16 protein-coding genes are annotated in these 17,640 nt (G+C 48.7%); 15 read left to right on the top strand and 1 reads right to left on the bottom strand.

What is annotated here, in order from left to right:
* The first annotated feature begins 91 nt into the window (after positions 1–91).
* Together mnmE and BTA35_RS10400 are read left to right on the top strand one after the other, a co-directional pair.
* Positions 92–1,468 carry a tRNA uridine-5-carboxymethylaminomethyl(34) synthesis GTPase MnmE gene (gene mnmE / locus BTA35_RS10405; RefSeq protein ID WP_078319726.1) on the top strand — a complete coding sequence of 459 codons (1,377 nt, stop codon included), beginning with the start codon at positions 92–94 and terminating at the stop codon, positions 1,466–1,468.
* Positions 1,469–1,496: 28 nt separating this feature from the next.
* Positions 1,497–2,384: a DMT family transporter gene (locus BTA35_RS10400; RefSeq protein ID WP_078319725.1), complete on the top strand. Its 888-nt coding sequence runs from the start codon at positions 1,497–1,499 to the stop codon at positions 2,382–2,384.
* On the opposite strand, the gene BTA35_RS10395 is transcribed toward BTA35_RS10400, so the two are convergent.
* Positions 2,385–3,650 (bottom strand): methyltransferase, encoded by a 1,266-nt coding sequence (locus BTA35_RS10395; protein WP_078319724.1) that lies wholly within the window; start codon positions 3,648–3,650, stop codon positions 2,385–2,387.
* A 432-nt stretch (positions 3,651–4,082) separates the two neighbouring features.
* On the opposite strand from BTA35_RS10395, the gene BTA35_RS10390 reads away from it, so the two are divergent.
* The 13 genes from BTA35_RS10390 (at position 4,083) to atpD (ending at position 17,625) form a co-directional block, all read left to right on the top strand.
* Positions 4,083–5,897, top strand: coding sequence for a DEAD/DEAH box helicase (locus BTA35_RS10390; protein WP_078319723.1), 1,815 nt, complete (start codon positions 4,083–4,085; stop codon positions 5,895–5,897).
* Positions 5,898–6,454: 557 nt separating this feature from the next.
* Entirely contained in the window at positions 6,455–8,371 is a 1,917-nt protein-coding gene (mnmG, locus tag BTA35_RS10385; RefSeq protein WP_078319797.1) for a tRNA uridine-5-carboxymethylaminomethyl(34) synthesis enzyme MnmG, read from the top strand.
* Between the two features lie 35 nt (positions 8,372–8,406).
* Positions 8,407–9,051, top strand: coding sequence for a 16S rRNA (guanine(527)-N(7))-methyltransferase RsmG (gene rsmG, locus BTA35_RS10380; protein WP_238377557.1), 645 nt, complete (start codon positions 8,407–8,409; stop codon positions 9,049–9,051).
* A 33-nt stretch (positions 9,052–9,084) separates the two neighbouring features.
* Positions 9,085–9,858 (top strand): ParA family protein, encoded by a 774-nt coding sequence (locus BTA35_RS10375; RefSeq protein ID WP_078319722.1) that lies wholly within the window; start codon positions 9,085–9,087, stop codon positions 9,856–9,858.
* A 48-nt stretch (positions 9,859–9,906) separates the two neighbouring features.
* On the top strand, positions 9,907–10,827 hold the full coding sequence (locus tag BTA35_RS10370; RefSeq protein ID WP_078319721.1) for a ParB/RepB/Spo0J family partition protein: 921 nt from the start codon (positions 9,907–9,909) through the stop codon (positions 10,825–10,827).
* Between the two features lie 199 nt (positions 10,828–11,026).
* Positions 11,027–11,410, top strand: coding sequence for a F0F1 ATP synthase subunit I (locus BTA35_RS10365; protein ID WP_078319720.1), 384 nt, complete (start codon positions 11,027–11,029; stop codon positions 11,408–11,410).
* Positions 11,411–11,474: 64 nt separating this feature from the next.
* Positions 11,475–12,296: a F0F1 ATP synthase subunit A gene (gene atpB / locus BTA35_RS10360; protein ID WP_078319719.1), complete on the top strand. Its 822-nt coding sequence runs from the start codon at positions 11,475–11,477 to the stop codon at positions 12,294–12,296.
* A gap of 80 nt (positions 12,297–12,376) precedes the next feature.
* The gene (gene atpE / locus BTA35_RS10355) at positions 12,377–12,634 is read left to right on the top strand and encodes a F0F1 ATP synthase subunit C (RefSeq protein WP_028299499.1); all 258 of its coding nucleotides are present in this window, start codon (positions 12,377–12,379) and stop codon (positions 12,632–12,634) included.
* Positions 12,635–12,694: 60 nt separating this feature from the next.
* Entirely contained in the window at positions 12,695–13,165 is a 471-nt protein-coding gene (locus BTA35_RS10350; protein WP_078319718.1) for a F0F1 ATP synthase subunit B, read from the top strand.
* Between the two features lie 12 nt (positions 13,166–13,177).
* Positions 13,178–13,711, top strand: coding sequence for a F0F1 ATP synthase subunit delta (locus tag BTA35_RS10345; protein WP_078319717.1), 534 nt, complete (start codon positions 13,178–13,180; stop codon positions 13,709–13,711).
* A gap of 16 nt (positions 13,712–13,727) precedes the next feature.
* On the top strand, positions 13,728–15,272 hold the full coding sequence (atpA, locus tag BTA35_RS10340) for a F0F1 ATP synthase subunit alpha (protein WP_078319716.1): 1,545 nt from the start codon (positions 13,728–13,730) through the stop codon (positions 15,270–15,272).
* 70 nt (positions 15,273–15,342) lie between these two features.
* Complete coding sequence (gene atpG, locus BTA35_RS10335) at positions 15,343–16,200, top strand: F0F1 ATP synthase subunit gamma (protein WP_078319715.1); 858 nt, start codon at positions 15,343–15,345, stop codon at positions 16,198–16,200.
* A gap of 51 nt (positions 16,201–16,251) precedes the next feature.
* Positions 16,252–17,625 (top strand): F0F1 ATP synthase subunit beta, encoded by a 1,374-nt coding sequence (gene atpD / locus BTA35_RS10330; RefSeq protein WP_078319714.1) that lies wholly within the window; start codon positions 16,252–16,254, stop codon positions 17,623–17,625.
* Positions 17,626–17,640 lie beyond the last annotated feature (15 nt).

The following is a 17,640-nucleotide window of genomic DNA, read 5'->3' as shown; positions in this document are numbered from 1 at the left end:
CCTAAAGTAAGCGGTTTGGATATCATTCGGTATTTTGATGTAAGCCTGACCATTGTTGTTCAACACTAAGATTATTACGGGGATTTTGGCCATGACACAGAGCGCTGCATACACCATTGATACGATTGCTGCACAGGCAACCCCTCCGGGTCGTGGCGGTGTGGGTATTATTCGCGTCTCTGGACCAAAATCTGCCTTATTGGCTGAACAGCTACTTGGTGTTATACCGAAACCCCGCTATGCCCATTACGGCCCTTTTTATAGTGAAGATGGCGGTGTGATGGATGAAGGTATCGCCCTGTATTTTCCTGGCCCCAACTCTTTTACCGGCGAAGATGTGCTGGAGCTTCAAGGTCACGGTGGCCCCATCATTATGGATATGATGCTGAAACGGGTTTTAGCCTGTGGCGTACGCATGGCTCGACCCGGTGAGTTCTCTGAGCGGGCATTCCTGAATGATAAGATGGATCTGGCTCAAGCCGAAGCGATTGCCGACCTGATCGATAGTGTTTCGGAGCAAGCAGCCCGTAATGCGGTGCGCTCTTTACAGGGGGCTTTTTCTGAGAAAGTTCATCAACTTGTGGATAAGTTAACCAACCTGCGAATATATGTGGAAGCGGCGATCGACTTTCCGGAGGAAGAGATCGATTTTCTGGCAGACGGCAAAGTAATGGCAGATCTTAATGCTATTCGAGAGGAGTTGCGACAGGTGCAAGACAGCGCCAGCCAGGGAGCTCTTATGCAGGAAGGTATGACCGTTGTGATTGCCGGGCGTCCTAATGCCGGTAAATCCAGCTTGCTGAACTGCCTGTCCGGTAAAGACAGCGCCATCGTCACGGATATTGCCGGAACTACCCGGGATGTCTTGCGGGAACAGATTCATATTGATGGTATGCCTCTGCATATTGTTGATACCGCGGGTCTTCGTGAAACCCCGGATCAGGTTGAAAAAATTGGTGTTGAGCGGGCCTGGAATGAGATCAAACAGGCCGACCGTGTTTTGCTGATGGTCGACAGTACCGCAACTCAGGTTAACGACCCCCATACCTTATGGCCGGAGTTTATCGACCAGCTGCCCCCTTCCGTACCGGTAACCGTCGTCCGCAACAAGATTGACCAGAGCGGTGAAACAGCAGGCATTGATTTGTCCACAGAGCGACCGGTGATCCGGCTTTGTGCCCGTTCCGGCGAGGGTGTGGATAATTTGACGCAGCACCTGAAAGAGACCGTGGGTTATACCGGCAGTACCGAAGGTGGTTTCAGTGCCCGTCGCCGTCATCTGGATGCACTGGAACAGGCCGGTGAGTTTATTAATAACGGCCACTATCAGCTGCTGAATATGGGTGCAGGTGAACTGCTGGCAGAAGACCTGCGCATGGCACAACAGGCGCTGGGTGAGATCACCGGACAGATGAGTGCCGACGACCTGCTGGGTAAGATCTTCGGCTCTTTCTGTGTTGGTAAGTAAGACGCTAACCGGGTCAGGATGATAAGTTATGGAATTCAGTAAACCGGTTCGGGCAGCCTTGTGGATGTCCGGTGCACTGCTCTCCTTTATGGCGATGGCTGTTTCAGGTCGTGAGCTTTCCGCTGAGCTTGAAACCTACCATATTCTCTTCTTCCGCAGTGTTATCGGTGTTTTTTTGATCAGTGCTCTGATTTCATACCAGGGTTTACATCTGATGAAAACGCAGCATCTGATGCGTCATGGTTTGAGGAATATAGCCCACTATGCCGGACAGTACGGCTGGTTCTACGGGCTAGCGTATATCTCCTTAGCTGAGGTGATCGCTATCGAATTCACGACCCCGGTTTGGACAGCGCTGTTTGCTTTTTTTCTGTTGGGTGAAAAACTTTCCCTTGCCCGTATCATCGCTTTGGTGCTCGGTCTTACCGGGCTGCTGATGATTCTGAGACCGACAAGCGAAGGGCTTAATCCTGCTGCCTTCGCGGTTTTGGCCGGCGCTGTCGGCTATGCCTTTTCTTATATCCAGACCAAAGCGCTTTCAGCTACCGACGCACCTTTGACCATTCTGTTTTATATGACCCTCATGCAGCTGCCCTTTGGCATGATACCCAGCGTTTTAGACTGGCAGTGGCCAAGTTGGGAGATGTTGCCCTGGATCGTTCTCGTGGGTGTGACGGCGATGAGTGCTCATTACTGCATGACCCGTGCATTTAAACTGGCGGATGCAACCGTGGTTGTGCCGATGGATTTTCTACGTTTACCTCTGATTATGTGTGTTGGCTATCTGCTTTATCAGGAGTCGGTGGATATCTGGGTGCTCGTAGGGGCTGCCGTGATGTTTAGTGGTAATCTGATCAATGTTCGCGCTGAACAGAAAAAGCTGAAACTGAGTCCAAATCACAAAAAAGCGTCGTGATTATCGCCGAGCCAGAATCAGCAGGTTTCTCGGACTGACAGCTTTATCGCAGAACTGATAAAGTTCCACGTGAAACCCTGCTTCTTCAAGCGCCAGTGCACGATCTGCTACCAGCCATATTTCCAACACACGCCGAAAATGGCTTTGCAGCCATTCCAGCTTGCGTACCACAAGCAGCTTTTCAGCCCCTTCCGTTAACGCCTGAGACATTTCTCGTTCGTTGAAGGGCAAATTGTCGGAGTCATGATTATCGCTTAACAGCTCACGATTGATCAGAGCCCAGAGGACAAAATCGTTGAATTCACCGGAGAGCAGTTTTTTAGGAAAAGCAGGCAGAGGTTTATAACGGGTTTCCCCTGTCAGTGACTGGCGCAAAAAATCGAAGCTTAAACGCCAGTGCAGTTCGATATCCCGCAAGCGGCTGACACGCTGACCACCAGTGACAGTTTCCTGCAGCGGGATTTTCAGGTCCTGTCGATCGAGGCTTAACAGGCTACCCTGCCCCGCCTTCGACAGCGGCTGATAAATATCATCTGCGGTCAGGTGATAACAACAGGGCGCAACCGCAAGCTGTTTAATAGCTTGTGCAGAGTTACAGCACTGGCTGATCAGGTGAGTATGCAGATCACCACAGGCATGAAGAGCGACGGCAGTATTATGCTGATTTAAAAGTCGGGACACATCATCAGACAGTGCATCACCTTGCTGCATGCGTTGTTGCAGTTGTGGATAGCGTTTTTTTTGCTGATGGATCAGCGCTTCACCCTGAATACAAAGGCTGTGTTGCCACTCAAGACTGGTGACCTCATAGCCTTTACGGATGGACAGCAGCCGGCCCAGATGACCTTTGCCGGCACACCATTCGAGTAGTTTGTGCTTTGCTGTGTCTCCAGTAATTGGCAGGGAATTAATAAACTGCTCAATCTGGCTCCATTTGCGACCGGGAATTCCTGTGCTCAAATGTTTTATGCTCACTGAGTCCTGCTGTGAGGACGTTTCAGAGTTATCCACACCAGGAATGCTGCGCTGAATCTGTTCTAATTCGTCCAGGCAAGGTAGCCAGGGTTGCAGCCATTGCTGGCTTGCCTCTGAGTTTTGACTTAATTGCTCAAATTCTTTCTGATCCAATTTTGTTAGCTTAGACAGAAGATGCTCCGGCAACTGACTACACTCACTGAGTTGCCGGATATAGAAAGGGCGCATCTGCCAGAAAGGACGATATTGCGTAAGCAATTGATCAGCATGATGAAAAAGAGAGCGCAGCACATCAACCTCTGAAATAAGCGGTAGGACAAGATAAACCTAGCCGGGCACAGCTTAAAATGAACCATTTGAACGGGAATATTCAATTTTACCGGTTAAAGGACAAATAAGTGCCAATAAATCGAAACTAAATTGGATTTTAGCCTCAAATGCAGGCACAATGCGTGCCCCTCAGGGTGAAAGACTGCTGTTTTCTCCGAATCTGATCCTCGAATCAGCCCCGATTGCGCACAGCGCGTACCCTGCCAATGAGATAGCCAATGTAGGCTATCTGTATTAGTGAGCAGCATACCGCTCCTTGTAAGTGGTACAGACTCCTTTTAAGCGAAGTGGAACCCGTAATTGATATTGAGCGATATTTTACCGCGTCAGTATGCTTGGATGAGATGCCAAGGGTTCCGTCATTTATACCTTAACGACTCAGGTAACCCTTGAATGTCATCAGAAGAAACTGTTGTATCCAGCTTTGATGAGCTGGGCCTTCCCGAAGCACTTGTAGCATCCGTAAAAGAGATTGGTTACGAAACTCCTTCCCCGATTCAGGCCGCGAGTATTCCGGTTCTGTTAAAAGGCGAAAGCCTGTTGGGTCAGGCACAAACCGGTACCGGTAAAACGGCATCTTTTGCTTTGCCACTGCTATCCAGAATTGATGTCCGTCAGAACAGCCCACAGGTTTTAGTTCTGACGCCTACCCGTGAGCTGGCGATCCAGGTTGCGGAAGCATTCCAACGCTATGCTCGTGATATGCGTGGATTCCATGTACTGCCAATCTATGGTGGCCATAGCATGACTCTGCAGCTGAAGCAGCTGCGTCGTGGCCCTCAGGTTATTGTTGGTACACCAGGCCGTGTTATGGATCACCTGCGCCGTGGAACCTTAGACACCTCTACCATGAAAGCTGTGGTATTGGATGAAGCCGATGAAATGTTAAAAATGGGTTTCATCGATGATGTGGACTGGATTCTTGAACAAGTTCCTCAGCCCCGTCAGGTTGCTCTGTTCTCCGCCACTATGCCGAATGAGATTCGCAAAGTAGCTCGTCGTCATCTTGACGGTGCTCAGGAAATCAGCATCGCGGCCAAAACCTCTACTGTTGATACCATCAACCAGCGCTATTGGCAGGTTAGTGGTGTTAACAAAATGGATGCTCTGACCCGTATTATGGAAACGGAAAATTTTGATGCGGCGATTATTTTCGTTCGTACCAAAAATGCTACCGTTGAGCTGGCTGAAAAGCTGGAAGCCCGTGGTTATAGTGCATCTGCATTGAATGGTGATATGAACCAGGCATTGCGTGAACGTACCGTTAATCAGCTGAAAAACCGTAAGCTGGATATCGTTATTGCCACAGACGTTGCCGCCCGTGGTTTGGATGTTGAGCGTATTACTCACGTTATCAACTATGATATTCCATACGATACTGAAGCTTATGTACACCGTATTGGTCGTACGGGTCGTGCCGGTCGTATCGGTGATGCCATTTTGTTCGTAACACCCCGTGAGCGGGGTATGCTGCGTGCTATTGAACGTGCAACCCGTCAGCGCATTGAACGTATGGATCTGCCGACCCGCGAGATGGTTGCTGATCAGCGTGTTAAGCAGTTTAAAGACAGTGTGGTTGAAATGTCCGCAGCCGTTGGCGCAGATATGGATTTTTTCCGTAAGCTGATTCAACAGCTGACAGAAGAGAATGAAATCTCTTTGGAAGATATTGCAGCAACGCTGGCCTGGAAGGTTCAGGAAAAACGCCCACTGATTCTGCCACCAGAACCTGAGCGTCCACCCCGTGAGCGTAATGAGCGTCGCGATCGCAACGACCGTAATGAACGTGGTGGTGAGCGCGGAGAGCGTCGTCCTCGTCGTGAACGGCCTACTGATGTTGATTTCGTTCGCTACCGCATTGAAGTGGGTCGTAGCGATGGTCTTCAGCCGGGTGATGTTGTAGGTGCTATCGCGAATGAAGCGGGTATCGAAAGTAAGTATATCGGCAATATTCGCCTGTACGACCAGTTCAGCACCGTTGAACTGCCTGATGGTATGCCTTCAGATGTACTGAATCACCTGCAGAAGACTCGTGTACGTCAGGTTGCAATGAATATCAGTGTTGATAAAGGACCTGCGCCGAAAGATGAGCCCCGTGGCGATCGTCCACCGCGCCGTCCGCGTAACGATCGTCCTCGTGGTGAGAACCGTGGTGGCCGTCCTCGTCGCAATGATGCACCTCGTAAGCCACGTAGCGATGAAAGCTAATCAGCCTTTTAGCGTGAAAAGACAGATGTCTGACATCGCTTAAAACCTGTTTGGTTTAAGAAACCCGCCCCTTAAAAGGCGGGTTTTTTTATGCCTGAAAAAAAGTTTTCACTTTTTTTACCTTAAAAAACCGACGGTATAACAGATGTATGGTTGTGGCTAAACCTTATGGATAAACTGGCTACAAAAAGCACTGTTGATAAGTCACCTATTTACCCACAACATCTTCTCAGGATACCCCGAGCTAATCCTTAGGAAACCCGAAGACTTAAACACAAGCAAAAACCCCTCTATAACGGGAACTGGCGCTACTTATCCACAGATTTTATCCACACAACAATAATCACTATAACTAACTTATTAAATAAATGACTTTAATAATGTTAATTGTGGGAAAAAGGCGAAAAAACTTCATATTGACAGCATTTACAACCCTTCTCATTTGCGCAGGCAGGTATATACTTGTCTGCCTTCGCGAAACCAGTCATTTGTGTATCAAGCATGCGGGGTTTTAATCAGCCGATGTTGTGCACAACCAGATAACCAGAGGTGATATTGTGGATTATCCAACCCGCTTTGATGTAATAGTGATCGGTGGAGGTCATGCGGGAACGGAAGCCGCTTTGGCATCAGCAAGAATGGGCTGCCAAACTCTTCTGCTGACTCATAATATTGAAACCTTGGGGCAGATGTCCTGTAACCCTGCTATCGGGGGGATCGGTAAAAGTCATCTGGTGAAAGAGATTGATGCCCTGGGCGGTGCAATGGCACTTGCAACGGATAAAGGTGGTATTCAATTTCGCGTACTGAACAGCCGTAAAGGCCCTGCCGTTCGGGCAACACGTGCCCAGGCTGATCGGATTTTGTACAAAGCGGCCATCCGAACTATTCTGGAAAATCAGGAAAATCTGACGATTTTTCAACAAGCCGCTGATGATCTGATTATGGATGGCGACAAAGCGGCAGGTGTTGTCACCAGCTCAGGGATTCGTTTCCACTCAGCAACTGTTGTACTGACCGCAGGGACTTTTCTCGGTGGCGTTATTCATATTGGTCTTGAAACCCAGTCTGGTGGCCGTGCCGGTGATCCTCCATCAATCACTCTGGCAAATCGTTTACGTGAGATGCCATTTCGCGTTGGCCGACTGAAAACCGGTACACCGCCGCGTATCGATGCCAAATCTGTTGATTTCTCAAAGATGGAAGCTCAGCCGGGAGATAGTCCAACACCGGTCATGTCGTTCATGGGATCGCTGGATGATCATCCAGAACAGATCTGCTGTTACATTACACACACCAATGAGCGCACCCACGATATTATTCGCTCCGGTCTGGATCGCTCACCTATGTATACCGGTGTTATCGAAGGTGTCGGTCCTCGATACTGCCCTTCAATCGAAGATAAAATCCACCGCTTTTCTGATAAAGACTCCCACCAGGTTTTTATCGAGCCGGAAGGTCTTACAACCCATGAGCTGTACCCAAATGGCATCTCCACCAGTTTGCCGTTTGATATCCAGCTGGAGCTGGTACGTTCGATTCGGGGTATGGAAAATGCCCATATCATGCGTCCGGGCTATGCCATTGAGTACGACTTTTTTAATCCACAGGATCTGAAGCACACACTGGAAACTAAATTTGTCCCCAACCTCTATTTTGCCGGACAGATCAACGGAACCACAGGCTACGAAGAGGCAGGGGCACAGGGGTTGTTAGCCGGATTGAATGCCGGTCTGCGAGCCCAGGGGAAAGACGCCTGGTATCCGCGCCGTGATGAAGCTTATATTGGCGTGATGGTGGATGATCTGATCACCCATGGCACCAGTGAGCCCTATCGTATGTTTACCAGTCGTGCGGAATATCGTTTGATTCTGCGGGAAGATAATGCCGATCTCCGGTTAACAGAAAAAGGTCGTGAGCTGGGTCTGGTGGATGATCTGCGATGGGCCGCATTTAGCGCTAAAAAAGAACAGATTGAGCAGGAAACCAGTCGCCTGAGTGGTACCTGGATTCAGCCTAAGACAGAACAGGCTGCGGCGGTTGAAGCCAAAACCGGCCAGCCCATGACCCGCGAATATAATCTGCTGGATCTGCTGAAACGCCCTGAACTTGAGTATGATGATCTTGCATCCTTAAAAGGCGAGCCTGTGGATAATCCACAAGTAGCTGATCAGGTTCAGATTCAGGTGAAATATGCCGGTTATATCAGCCGTCAGCAGGATGATATTGAAAAACTGCGCCGCCATGAAGATACGGAGCTACCGACAGACCTGGACTACGACAGTATTGAAGGCATGTCGAAAGAGATTCGCCAGAAGCTGAGTGAGAGCCGTCCGGAAACGCTGGCCGCAGCGAGTCGTATATCAGGAGTAACTCCGGCTGCGGTTTCGCTGCTGCTGATTCATCTGAAAAAACGTGCAATGGCGACCAACAGCCAGCTGAACACTAAAACGAATCCCAAAACACCGGCCTGATATCAGGCCAGATTCAGATTGAACGGGTAAAGACTTTGAACGACAACGCACTGGACAACCAATTACGCCGTGGCATTGAGGCGATGGGCTTGGATATCAGCGATCAGCAACAGGGGTTACTGATGGATTACCTTCGCTTACTGGAAAAATGGAATAAAGCCTTTAATCTAACGGCTGTGCGTGATCCGGCTCAGATGGTTGACCGTCACTTGCTGGATAGCCTGAGTATTCTGCCTTATATCAAGGGCCCAAACTGTATTGATGTGGGCTCTGGTGGTGGTTTACCCGGTATCCCTGTAGCGATTGTGCGCCCTGATCTGAAAATGACTCTGATGGATAGTAATGGCAAAAAAAGTCGTTTCCAGTTTCAGGCAGTCACTGCTCTGAAGTTGGATAATGTTACTGTTGTCAATAAACGCGTTGAACAATATCAGCCCGAACAGCTGTTTGACCAGGTGATGAGTCGCGCGTTCAGTTCATTGCAGGATATGATGCAATGGACACTTCAACTGGGTAACCAAAATGCTGAGTGGTTGGCTATGAAGGGCGTTTACCCTGAAGATGAGCTGAACAACCTGCCGGAAGGTGTGGTCTGCAAAGAGGTTCATCGGTTGGATGTTCCTGGCTCCGATGGGGAACGTCACCTGGCCCTTTTACAGCGTACCCCCGGATCTTATTGATCACCGGCAGAAACTGATAGCAGGAAGAAACGGATGACAAATGTATTCGCAGTAACCAACCAGAAAGGTGGCGTGGGAAAAACGACAACCTGCGTTAATCTGGCGGCATCACTGGTAGCCACTCGCCGCAAAGTTCTGCTGATCGATCTGGATCCCCAGGGCAATGCGACAATGGGGAGCGGTGTGGATAAGAATGAATGCGAGTATTCTGTTTGCGACCTCCTGCTGGGCGAAGCTGGTATCGGGCAGGTCCGGGTCAGAACTGACCCCGCAGGTTACGATCTGCTTCCGGCTAACTCAGATCTGACCACGGCAGAAGTCCAGCTGTTGCAGGTTGATGGCGGTAATTTTCGATTGAAGCGCGTTCTTTCTGAGTTGAGTAGTGAATATGACTATATCCTGATGGATTGTCCGCCATCTCTGAATATGCTCACCGTAAATGCCCTGACAGCTTCGGATGGTGTGATTATCCCCGTACAATGCGAATACTATGCACTGGAAGGGCTCTCATCCCTGATGGAGACCATTGAGCATATCCGGGAAACCGTTAACCCTGCTTTAAGAGTTGAAGGGCTTATACGCACCATGTATGACCCCCGTAACAGTCTGACCCGTGATGTTTCGCAGCAACTCATTAAACATTTTGATGAACGGGTTTATAAAACAGTTATTCCACGGAACGTTCGCCTGGCTGAAGCTCCAAGTCATGGTATGCCTGTCTTGATCTACGATGAAAAATCTAAAGGCAGTTTGGCATATCTTGCCCTCGCCGGAGAACTACTGCGTAAGACAGGCTCATCGGTCTGAATTTTTTTCCAATTATTATTGCTGAAGTGTTTAGAAATGGGAGAACCAATGTCGGCGAAAAAACGAGGTTTAGGTCGTGGACTTGATGCATTATTGGGTTCCGGCTCATCTGGCCTGACTCAACCCCGTGAAGTCTCTGTGGTTCCCGAAACGAAAGCAGAACAACCGGAACAACTTGTTGAGAGGGAACATTCAGATGGTGATATGCGCCATCTGCCTGTTGAGTTTTTAGCCCGCGGTCGTTATCAGCCCCGACGGGATATGGACCCCGAGTCTCTGGAAGAGCTAGCCAGCTCAATTCGTGCCCAGGGCATTATGCAGCCGATTGTGGTTCGACCTCTTGAGCATGAGCGTTTTGAGATTATCGCCGGTGAGCGTCGTTGGCGTGCAGCTCAGTTGGCTGAACTGGATCAGGTTCCGGTTATTATTCGTAATGTCAGCGACGATGCTGCCATTGCGATGGCGTTGATTGAAAATATCCAACGTGAGAATCTGAACCCCATTGAAGAAGCCTTTGCCTTGCAGCGCCTGCAGCAGGAGTTTGAACTGACTCAGCAGCAGGTGGCCGATGCCGTCGGAAAGTCCCGCTCAGCAGTCGCTAATCTGCTTCGCATGATTACACTCCCGGACGATGTGAAAAAAATGCTTGAGCATGGTGATCTTGAAATGGGGCATGCCCGGGCAATTCTAGGGCTTGAAAGCCAAGAGCAGAGTTCAGCTGCAAGAACGGTTGTGGCGAAAGGTATGTCTGTGCGTCAAACCGAAGCTTTTGTGCGTAAACTTCAGGCGCCGGTTGAAGAAAAAGCGGAACAAGCTCCACAGGCTGATGTTGAATTTTTACAGCGTAAATTGACTGAGACTCTGGGTGCGGCAGTGAATATCAGCCACAATAAAAAGGGCAAAGGTAAGCTGGTGATTAATTATTCTAGCCTTGAAGAGCTGGATGGCATCTTGTCTCATATTCAATAAAAACCCTCTTTGAAACCCCACCCCAAAGATAAATAAAGCTTATCTATTGGTCTTAGATCAGGTATTGAGCAGGTAATTCAGTTGAATGGGTTGCCTAATCAACCTATAATCCTGCGGTCACAAAATGACGTTACTCTGTATCAGCTCTGTGTAAAGCAATGGCTGATCTTTGTAGTGCAAAGAATGTTTAGGAGAACACATGGGCGCCAAAAGCGCACAGCTGAAGCGACCCAAAGTTATCCGGGTTGTTGGACTGCAGGTTTTGGTTACTCTGTTTGTATCGGGTGGTTGTTTATTAACCGGCGATATGGTCCTGGCATACTCTTCATTTTTTGGTGGAATGGTTTGTTCTGTACCTAATCTGTATTTTGCCTGGCAGGTGTTTATGCACCAAGGTGCTCAGGCGGCAAAGCAGATTGTAAAATCTTTTTACAGAGCAGAAGCAGTGAAGTTTGGTTTAACGGCCGTATTATTTGCACTGGTTTTTATATTAGTGCGACCCTTAAACCCAATTTCCTTTTTTTTAACTTACGCGGTAGTTCAGGTTGTTCACTGGCTCGCACCTTTGGTTGTTAAGCGCTAACACGCTTGGAACTAAAGTGAGCAAAGAATAACTAACGGCTACTACAAAAATTTCGAGGAAGACAATGGCAGGCGCAAATCCGACACCTTCCGAGTATATTCAACACCACCTTCAGAACCTGACCTTCGGTCTGCACCCTGATGGCACACTGGGCTTTGCTCATGGTGCGAAAGAAGCAGCTGATATGGGCTTCTGGGCGGTACATGTTGATACTTTAGGTTGGTCTATATTTTTAGGTCTTATCTTTACATTCTTATTCCGCAAAGCGGCGAAGCATGCAACAACGGGTGTTCCCGGTGGTCTGCAGAACTTTGTTGAAATTATGGTGGAATTTGTTGATCAGAGTGTGAAGGATACCTTCCACGGTCGCAGTAGTTTAATTGCACCGCTGGCGTTGACGATCTTCTGTTGGGTATTTCTGATGAACCTGATGGATTTGGTTCCGGTTGATTTCCTGCCAGCTCTGTTTATGGCCATGGGTGTTGATTACATGAAGGTGGTTCCGACCACAGATGTGAATGCAACGCTTGGTATGTCCATCGCAGTTTTCTTCCTGATCATCTACTACAGTATCAAGGTTAAAGGTGTTGGCGGCTTTGTTGGCGAACTAACATTGCAACCTTTTGGTAAATGGATGATGCCGTTCAACCTGCTGTTAGAAGGTGTTGGTTTAATTGCTAAACCGATCTCTCTGGCGCTGCGTCTGTTCGGTAACCTGTACGCAGGTGAACTGATTTTTATCCTGATCGCAATTATGCCGTTCTGGATTCAGTGGGCACTGTCTGTGCCATGGGCTATCTTCCACATTCTGGTAATTACTCTGCAGGCATTTATCTTTATGATGCTGACCATTGTGTACCTGAGCCTGGCTTGTGAAGACCACTGATACACTGTTTTTTGCTTTAACTTTTTAAACTTTAACTTTAACTTTCTTAACTTTAACTTGAGAAAAACTGGGAGAAAAAAATGGAACAAGTACTGGGTTTAACCGCCGTTGCTGTTGCTCTGCTGATCGGTTTGGGTGCACTGGGCACCGCGATTGGTTTTGGTCTGCTGGGTGGTAAATTCCTGGAAGGCGCTGCTCGTCAACCAGAGATGGTACCTATGCTGCAGGTGAAAATGTTTATTGTTGCAGGTCTGCTTGATGCTGTGACTATGATCGGTGTTGGTATCGCGCTGTTCTTCACTTTTGCGAATCCGTTCGTAGCTCAACTTGCTGGTTAATCTTTAAGCTGGTTTTTTTAACCCTTAATAGATCAACATTGAAAAGCAAGGGGTGATGGCGTGAATCTGAACTTAACACTCGTAGGCCAAGCCATCTCGTTTGCGATCTTCGTCTGGTTTTGTATGAAGTATGTATGGCCTCCAGTAATGGAAGCGATGCAGGCTCGTCAGAAGAAGATTGCAGATGGTTTGGATGCTGCAAGTCGTGCTGCACGTGACCTGGAACTGGCTCAAGAACAAGCCGGTAAACAGCTGCGTGAAGGCAAAGAACAAGCAGCCCTGATTATAGAGCAAGCAAACAAGCGAGCTAATCAAATCGTTGATGAAGCAAAAGAGAACGCACGTTCTGAAGGCGCCCGTTTACTTGCTGCTGCTCAAGCTGAAGTTGAGCAAGAAGTAAACCGTGCGAAAGAAGAGCTTCGTGCCCAGGTGTCAGCATTGGCACTGAAAGGCGCAGAGCAGGTTCTTAACGCTTCTATTGACGAAAAAGCCCACGCTGAGCTTGTAGAGAAACTCGCAGCTGAGCTTTAAGCGAGGTGACCGATGGCTGAATTAAGCACTGTTGCCCGGCCGTATGCAAAAGCTGCATTTGAGTATGCTTTGAGCCAGGGCAAATTGGCCGAATGGTCTAAAATGTTGGGTCTGGCAGCAGAAGCTGTATCAGACTCAGCGGTTCAGAATGTTCTGGGCAATCCGGCAATCAGTCAGGAACAGAAAGTAGAAATCATTATTGATATCTGCTCTGACCTGGATGAAAACGGTAAGAATTTTGTACAGACACTGAGCGAAGTAGGCCGTTTGCCTCTGTTCCCTCAAATTGCAGAGCAGTTTGAGACGCTGAAAGCAGAACAGGAACAAACGGTTGAGGTAGAAATTACTTCTGCCTATGAGCTGACAAGTGAACAGCAGACCAAATTGGCACAAGCTCTGCAAAAGCGTCTGAATCGTGAAATTAAAATCCAGACTCAGGTTGATCAAAGCCTGATCGGCGGCGTACTTATCCATGCTGGCGATACTGTTATTGACGGTTCAGTACGTGGAAAGCTTGCGAAATTGGCCGAGGCAATGAATTCCTGAGTTTGAGGGACATGGCATGCAGCAACTGAATCCATCTGAGATCAGCGAAATTATCAAGAAGCGCATCGAGAATACCGATGTTTCTTCTGAAGCCCGCACTGAGGGCACCATTGTAAGTGTATCTGACGGTATCGTAACCGTTCATGGTCTGGCTGACGTAATGTACGGGGAAATGATTGAGTTCCCTGGCAGCGTTTATGGCATGGCGATGAACCTGGAACGTGACTCCGTGGGTGCAGTAGTGTTGGGTGACTATCTGACACTGCAAGAAGGCATGACTGCCAAGTGTACTGGTCGCATCCTTGAAGTACCGGTAGGTCCGGAACTGAAAGGCCGCGTTGTTGACGCACTGGGCAACCCTGTTGATGGCAAAGGTCCAATCAATGCCAAACTGACAGATGCCGTAGAAAAAGTTGCACCGGGTGTTATCGCCCGTCAATCGGTAGATCAGCCTGTTCAGACAGGTTATAAAGCGATTGATGCGATGGTACCGGTAGGTCGTGGTCAGCGTGAGCTGATTATTGGCGACCGTCAAATTGGTAAAACTGCTATCGCAATTGATGCGATCATTAACCAGAAAGACTCAGGTATCACCTGTGTTTACGTGGCGATCGGTCAGAAGCAGTCTACGATTGCAAACGTTGTACGTAAGCTGGAAGAGCATGGCGCGATGGAAAATACCATCGTTGTTAACGCCGGTGCTTCTGATCCTGCAGCAATGCAGTTCCTGGCTCCGTATGCCGGTTGTACTATGGGTGAATACTTCCGTGACCGCGGTGAAGATGCGCTGATCGTTTATGACGATCTGACTAAGCAAGCTTGGGCATATCGTCAGATTTCCCTGCTGCTGCGTCGTCCGCCAGGTCGTGAAGCATACCCAGGTGATGTTTTCTATTTGCACTCCCGTTTGCTGGAGCGTGCATCCCGTGTGAATGCTGAGTACGTTGAGCAATTCACGAAGGGCGAAGTGAAAGGTCAAACCGGTTCTCTTACCGCACTGCCTATCATCGAAACCCAGGGTGGTGACGTATCTGCATTCGTACCAACTAACGTGATCTCCATTACTGATGGTCAGATCTTTGTTGAGACCAGTATGTTTAACGCGGGTATTCGTCCTGCAATGAACGCTGGTATCTCGGTATCACGTGTTGGTGGTGCAGCTCAGACTAAACTGATTTCGAAACTGGGCGGTGGTATTCGTCTGGCTCTGGCTCAGTACCGCGAGCTGGCAGCATTCTCCCAGTTTGCTTCTGATCTTGATGAAGCAACTCGTAAGCAGCTTGAGCATGGTCAGCGCGTAACAGAGCTGATGAAGCAGAAGCAGTACTCTCCAATGTCCATTGCTGAAATGGGTGTTGTTCTGTACGCCGCTAACGAAGGTTATCTGGACGATGTACCAGTTAACAAAATTGGTGACTTCGAAACAGCTATTCTGGCTTATTTTAATGCGGAAAAAGCTGACTTTATGGCTGAAGTTAACCAATCTGGCGCTTACAACGACGAAATCAAAGCTGGCTTTAAAGCTGGTGTTGAGCAATTCAAAGCAACTCAAACCTGGTAAGCGTTTTGCCCACAGCTCTGCTGTGGGCCGTTACTGAGTTAAGTTTGTTTTTTGAATAAGGCGAGATGCTATGGCAGTCGGAAAAGAGATTAAAAACCAGATCGCGAGCATCGGTAACACGCGCAAGATTACCAGCGCGATGGAAATGGTTGCCGCGAGTAAGATGCGCCGTGCACAGGATCGCATGGCCGCCAGCCAGCCTTATGCCAAACAGATTCGTAAAGTTGTAGGCCGTATTGCGAATGCAACTCCGGAATATCGCCACCAGTATATGGAAGAGCGTGATGTAAAGCGTGTTGGTTACATCGTTGTTGCTTCCGATCGTGGTCTTTGTGGTGGTCTGAACGTTAACCTGTTCAAAGCACTGTTAAAGAGCATGAAAGAGTGGAATGAGAAAGGTGTGGAACAGAAGTTCTGCGCAATCGGCTCTAAGGCTGTTACTTTCTTCCGTTCTTATGGTGGTGAAGTTCTGGCAACTAAAACCGGGCTCGGTGATGCCCCGGTTGCGAGCGATCTGATTGGTAGTGTCAAGGTAGTACTTGATGCGTACGATGCCGGCGAACTGGATCGTGTTTACCTGGTTTATAACAACTTTGTAAATACGATGACCCAGAAACCCCTCGTACAGCAGCTACTGCCTTTGCAGGCTGAAGAGGAAACCACCTCTGATCACTGGGATTACCTGTACGAACCGGATGCGAAAGAGCTTCTGGATAAGGTACTGGTGCGTTATGTCGAATCTCAAACGTATCAGGCAGTGGTCGAGAATAATGCTTGTGAACAATCTGCGCGTATGTTGGCCATGAAAAATGCGACCGATAACGCAGGTGACCTGATTAACAGCCTTCAGCTGGTTTACAACAAGGCACGTCAGGCTGCGATTACGCAGGAAATTTCCGAGATTGTTGGTGGAGCTGCGGCGGTTTAATCCGTAGCCATACACAAGCAGGTTTCAATTACAGGTTTAAGAGGAACCAAAATGAGTAGCGGACGTATCGTTCAGATTATCGGCGCCGTAATCGACGTGGAATTCCCACGTGATTCCGTGCCAAAAGTTTACGACGCGCTGACGGTTACTAACACCGAGATTACTCTAGAAGTTCAGCAGCAGCTGGGTGACGGTGTTGTACGTACAATTGCGATGGGCTCCACCGAGGGTCTGAAGCGCGGACTGGAAGCAGTCAACACAAATGCTCCGATTTCTGTACCTGTTGGTACACAAACTCTGGGCCGTATCATGGATGTTCTGGGTCGCCCTATCGATGAGAAGGGTGCGATCGGTGAAGAAGAGCGTATGCCAATTCACCGTACTGCTCCGACCTATGCGGAACAGTCTAACAGTACTGAACTTCTGGAAACCGGCATCAAGGTAATCGACCTTGTTTGTCCGTTTGCTAAAGGTGGTAAAGTTGGTCTGTTTGGTGGTGCCGGTGTAGGTAAAACCGTGAACATGATGGAGCTGATCCGTAATATCGCGATCGAGCACTCCGGTTTCTCCGTGTTTGCAGGTGTTGGTGAGCGTACTCGTGAGGGTAACGATTTCTACCATGAAATGACGGACTCTAACGTACTGGATAAAGTATCTCTGGTATACGGTCAGATGAATGAGCCACCGGGTAACCGTCTGCGTGTTGCTCTGACAGGTCTGACCATGGCAGAGAAGTTCCGTGACGAAGGTCGTGACGTTCTGTTCTTTGTAGATAACATCTACCGTTATACTCTGGCGGGTACTGAAGTATCAGCACTGCTGGGTCGTATGCCTTCTGCAGTAGGTTATCAGCCTACTCTGGCAGAAGAGATGGGTGTATTGCAGGAGCGTATTACGTCAACCAAAACAGGTTCTATTACCTCCATTCAGGCGGTATATGTACCTGCGGATGACTTGACGGATCCATCTCCGGCAACAACCTTCTCTCACTTGGACGCAACAGTTGTACTGTCTCGTGATATCGCCTCTCTGGGTATTTACCCAGCGGTTGATCCACTGGACTCTACTTCTCGTCAGCTGGACCCACTGGTTATTGGTCAGGAGCACTATGATGTTGCTCGTGGCGTACAGGGTACTCTGCAGCGTTACAAAGAGCTGAAAGATATTATTGCGATTCTGGGTATGGATGAGCTGTCTGATGAAGATAAGCAGACTGTATCCCGTGCTCGTAAGATTCAGCGCTTCCTTTCTCAGCCGTTCTTCGTTGCTGAGGTATTTACCGGTGCACCTGGTAAGTATGTGTCTCTGAAAGACACTATTAGTGGCTTCAAAGGCATTCTGGATGGCCAGTATGACGAACTGCCTGAGCAGGCGTTCTACATGGTTGGCAGCATCGATGAAGCAGTAGAGAAAGCGAATAAATAAGTTCGCTTTTTCCCG

This window comes from Oceanospirillum linum (assembly GCF_001995095.2).
GTDB lineage: Bacteria > Pseudomonadota > Gammaproteobacteria > Pseudomonadales > Halomonadaceae > Oceanospirillum > Oceanospirillum linum.
Note: the sequence above shows the minus strand (reverse complement) of the source record. Positions and strands in the feature narration are given on the sequence as shown.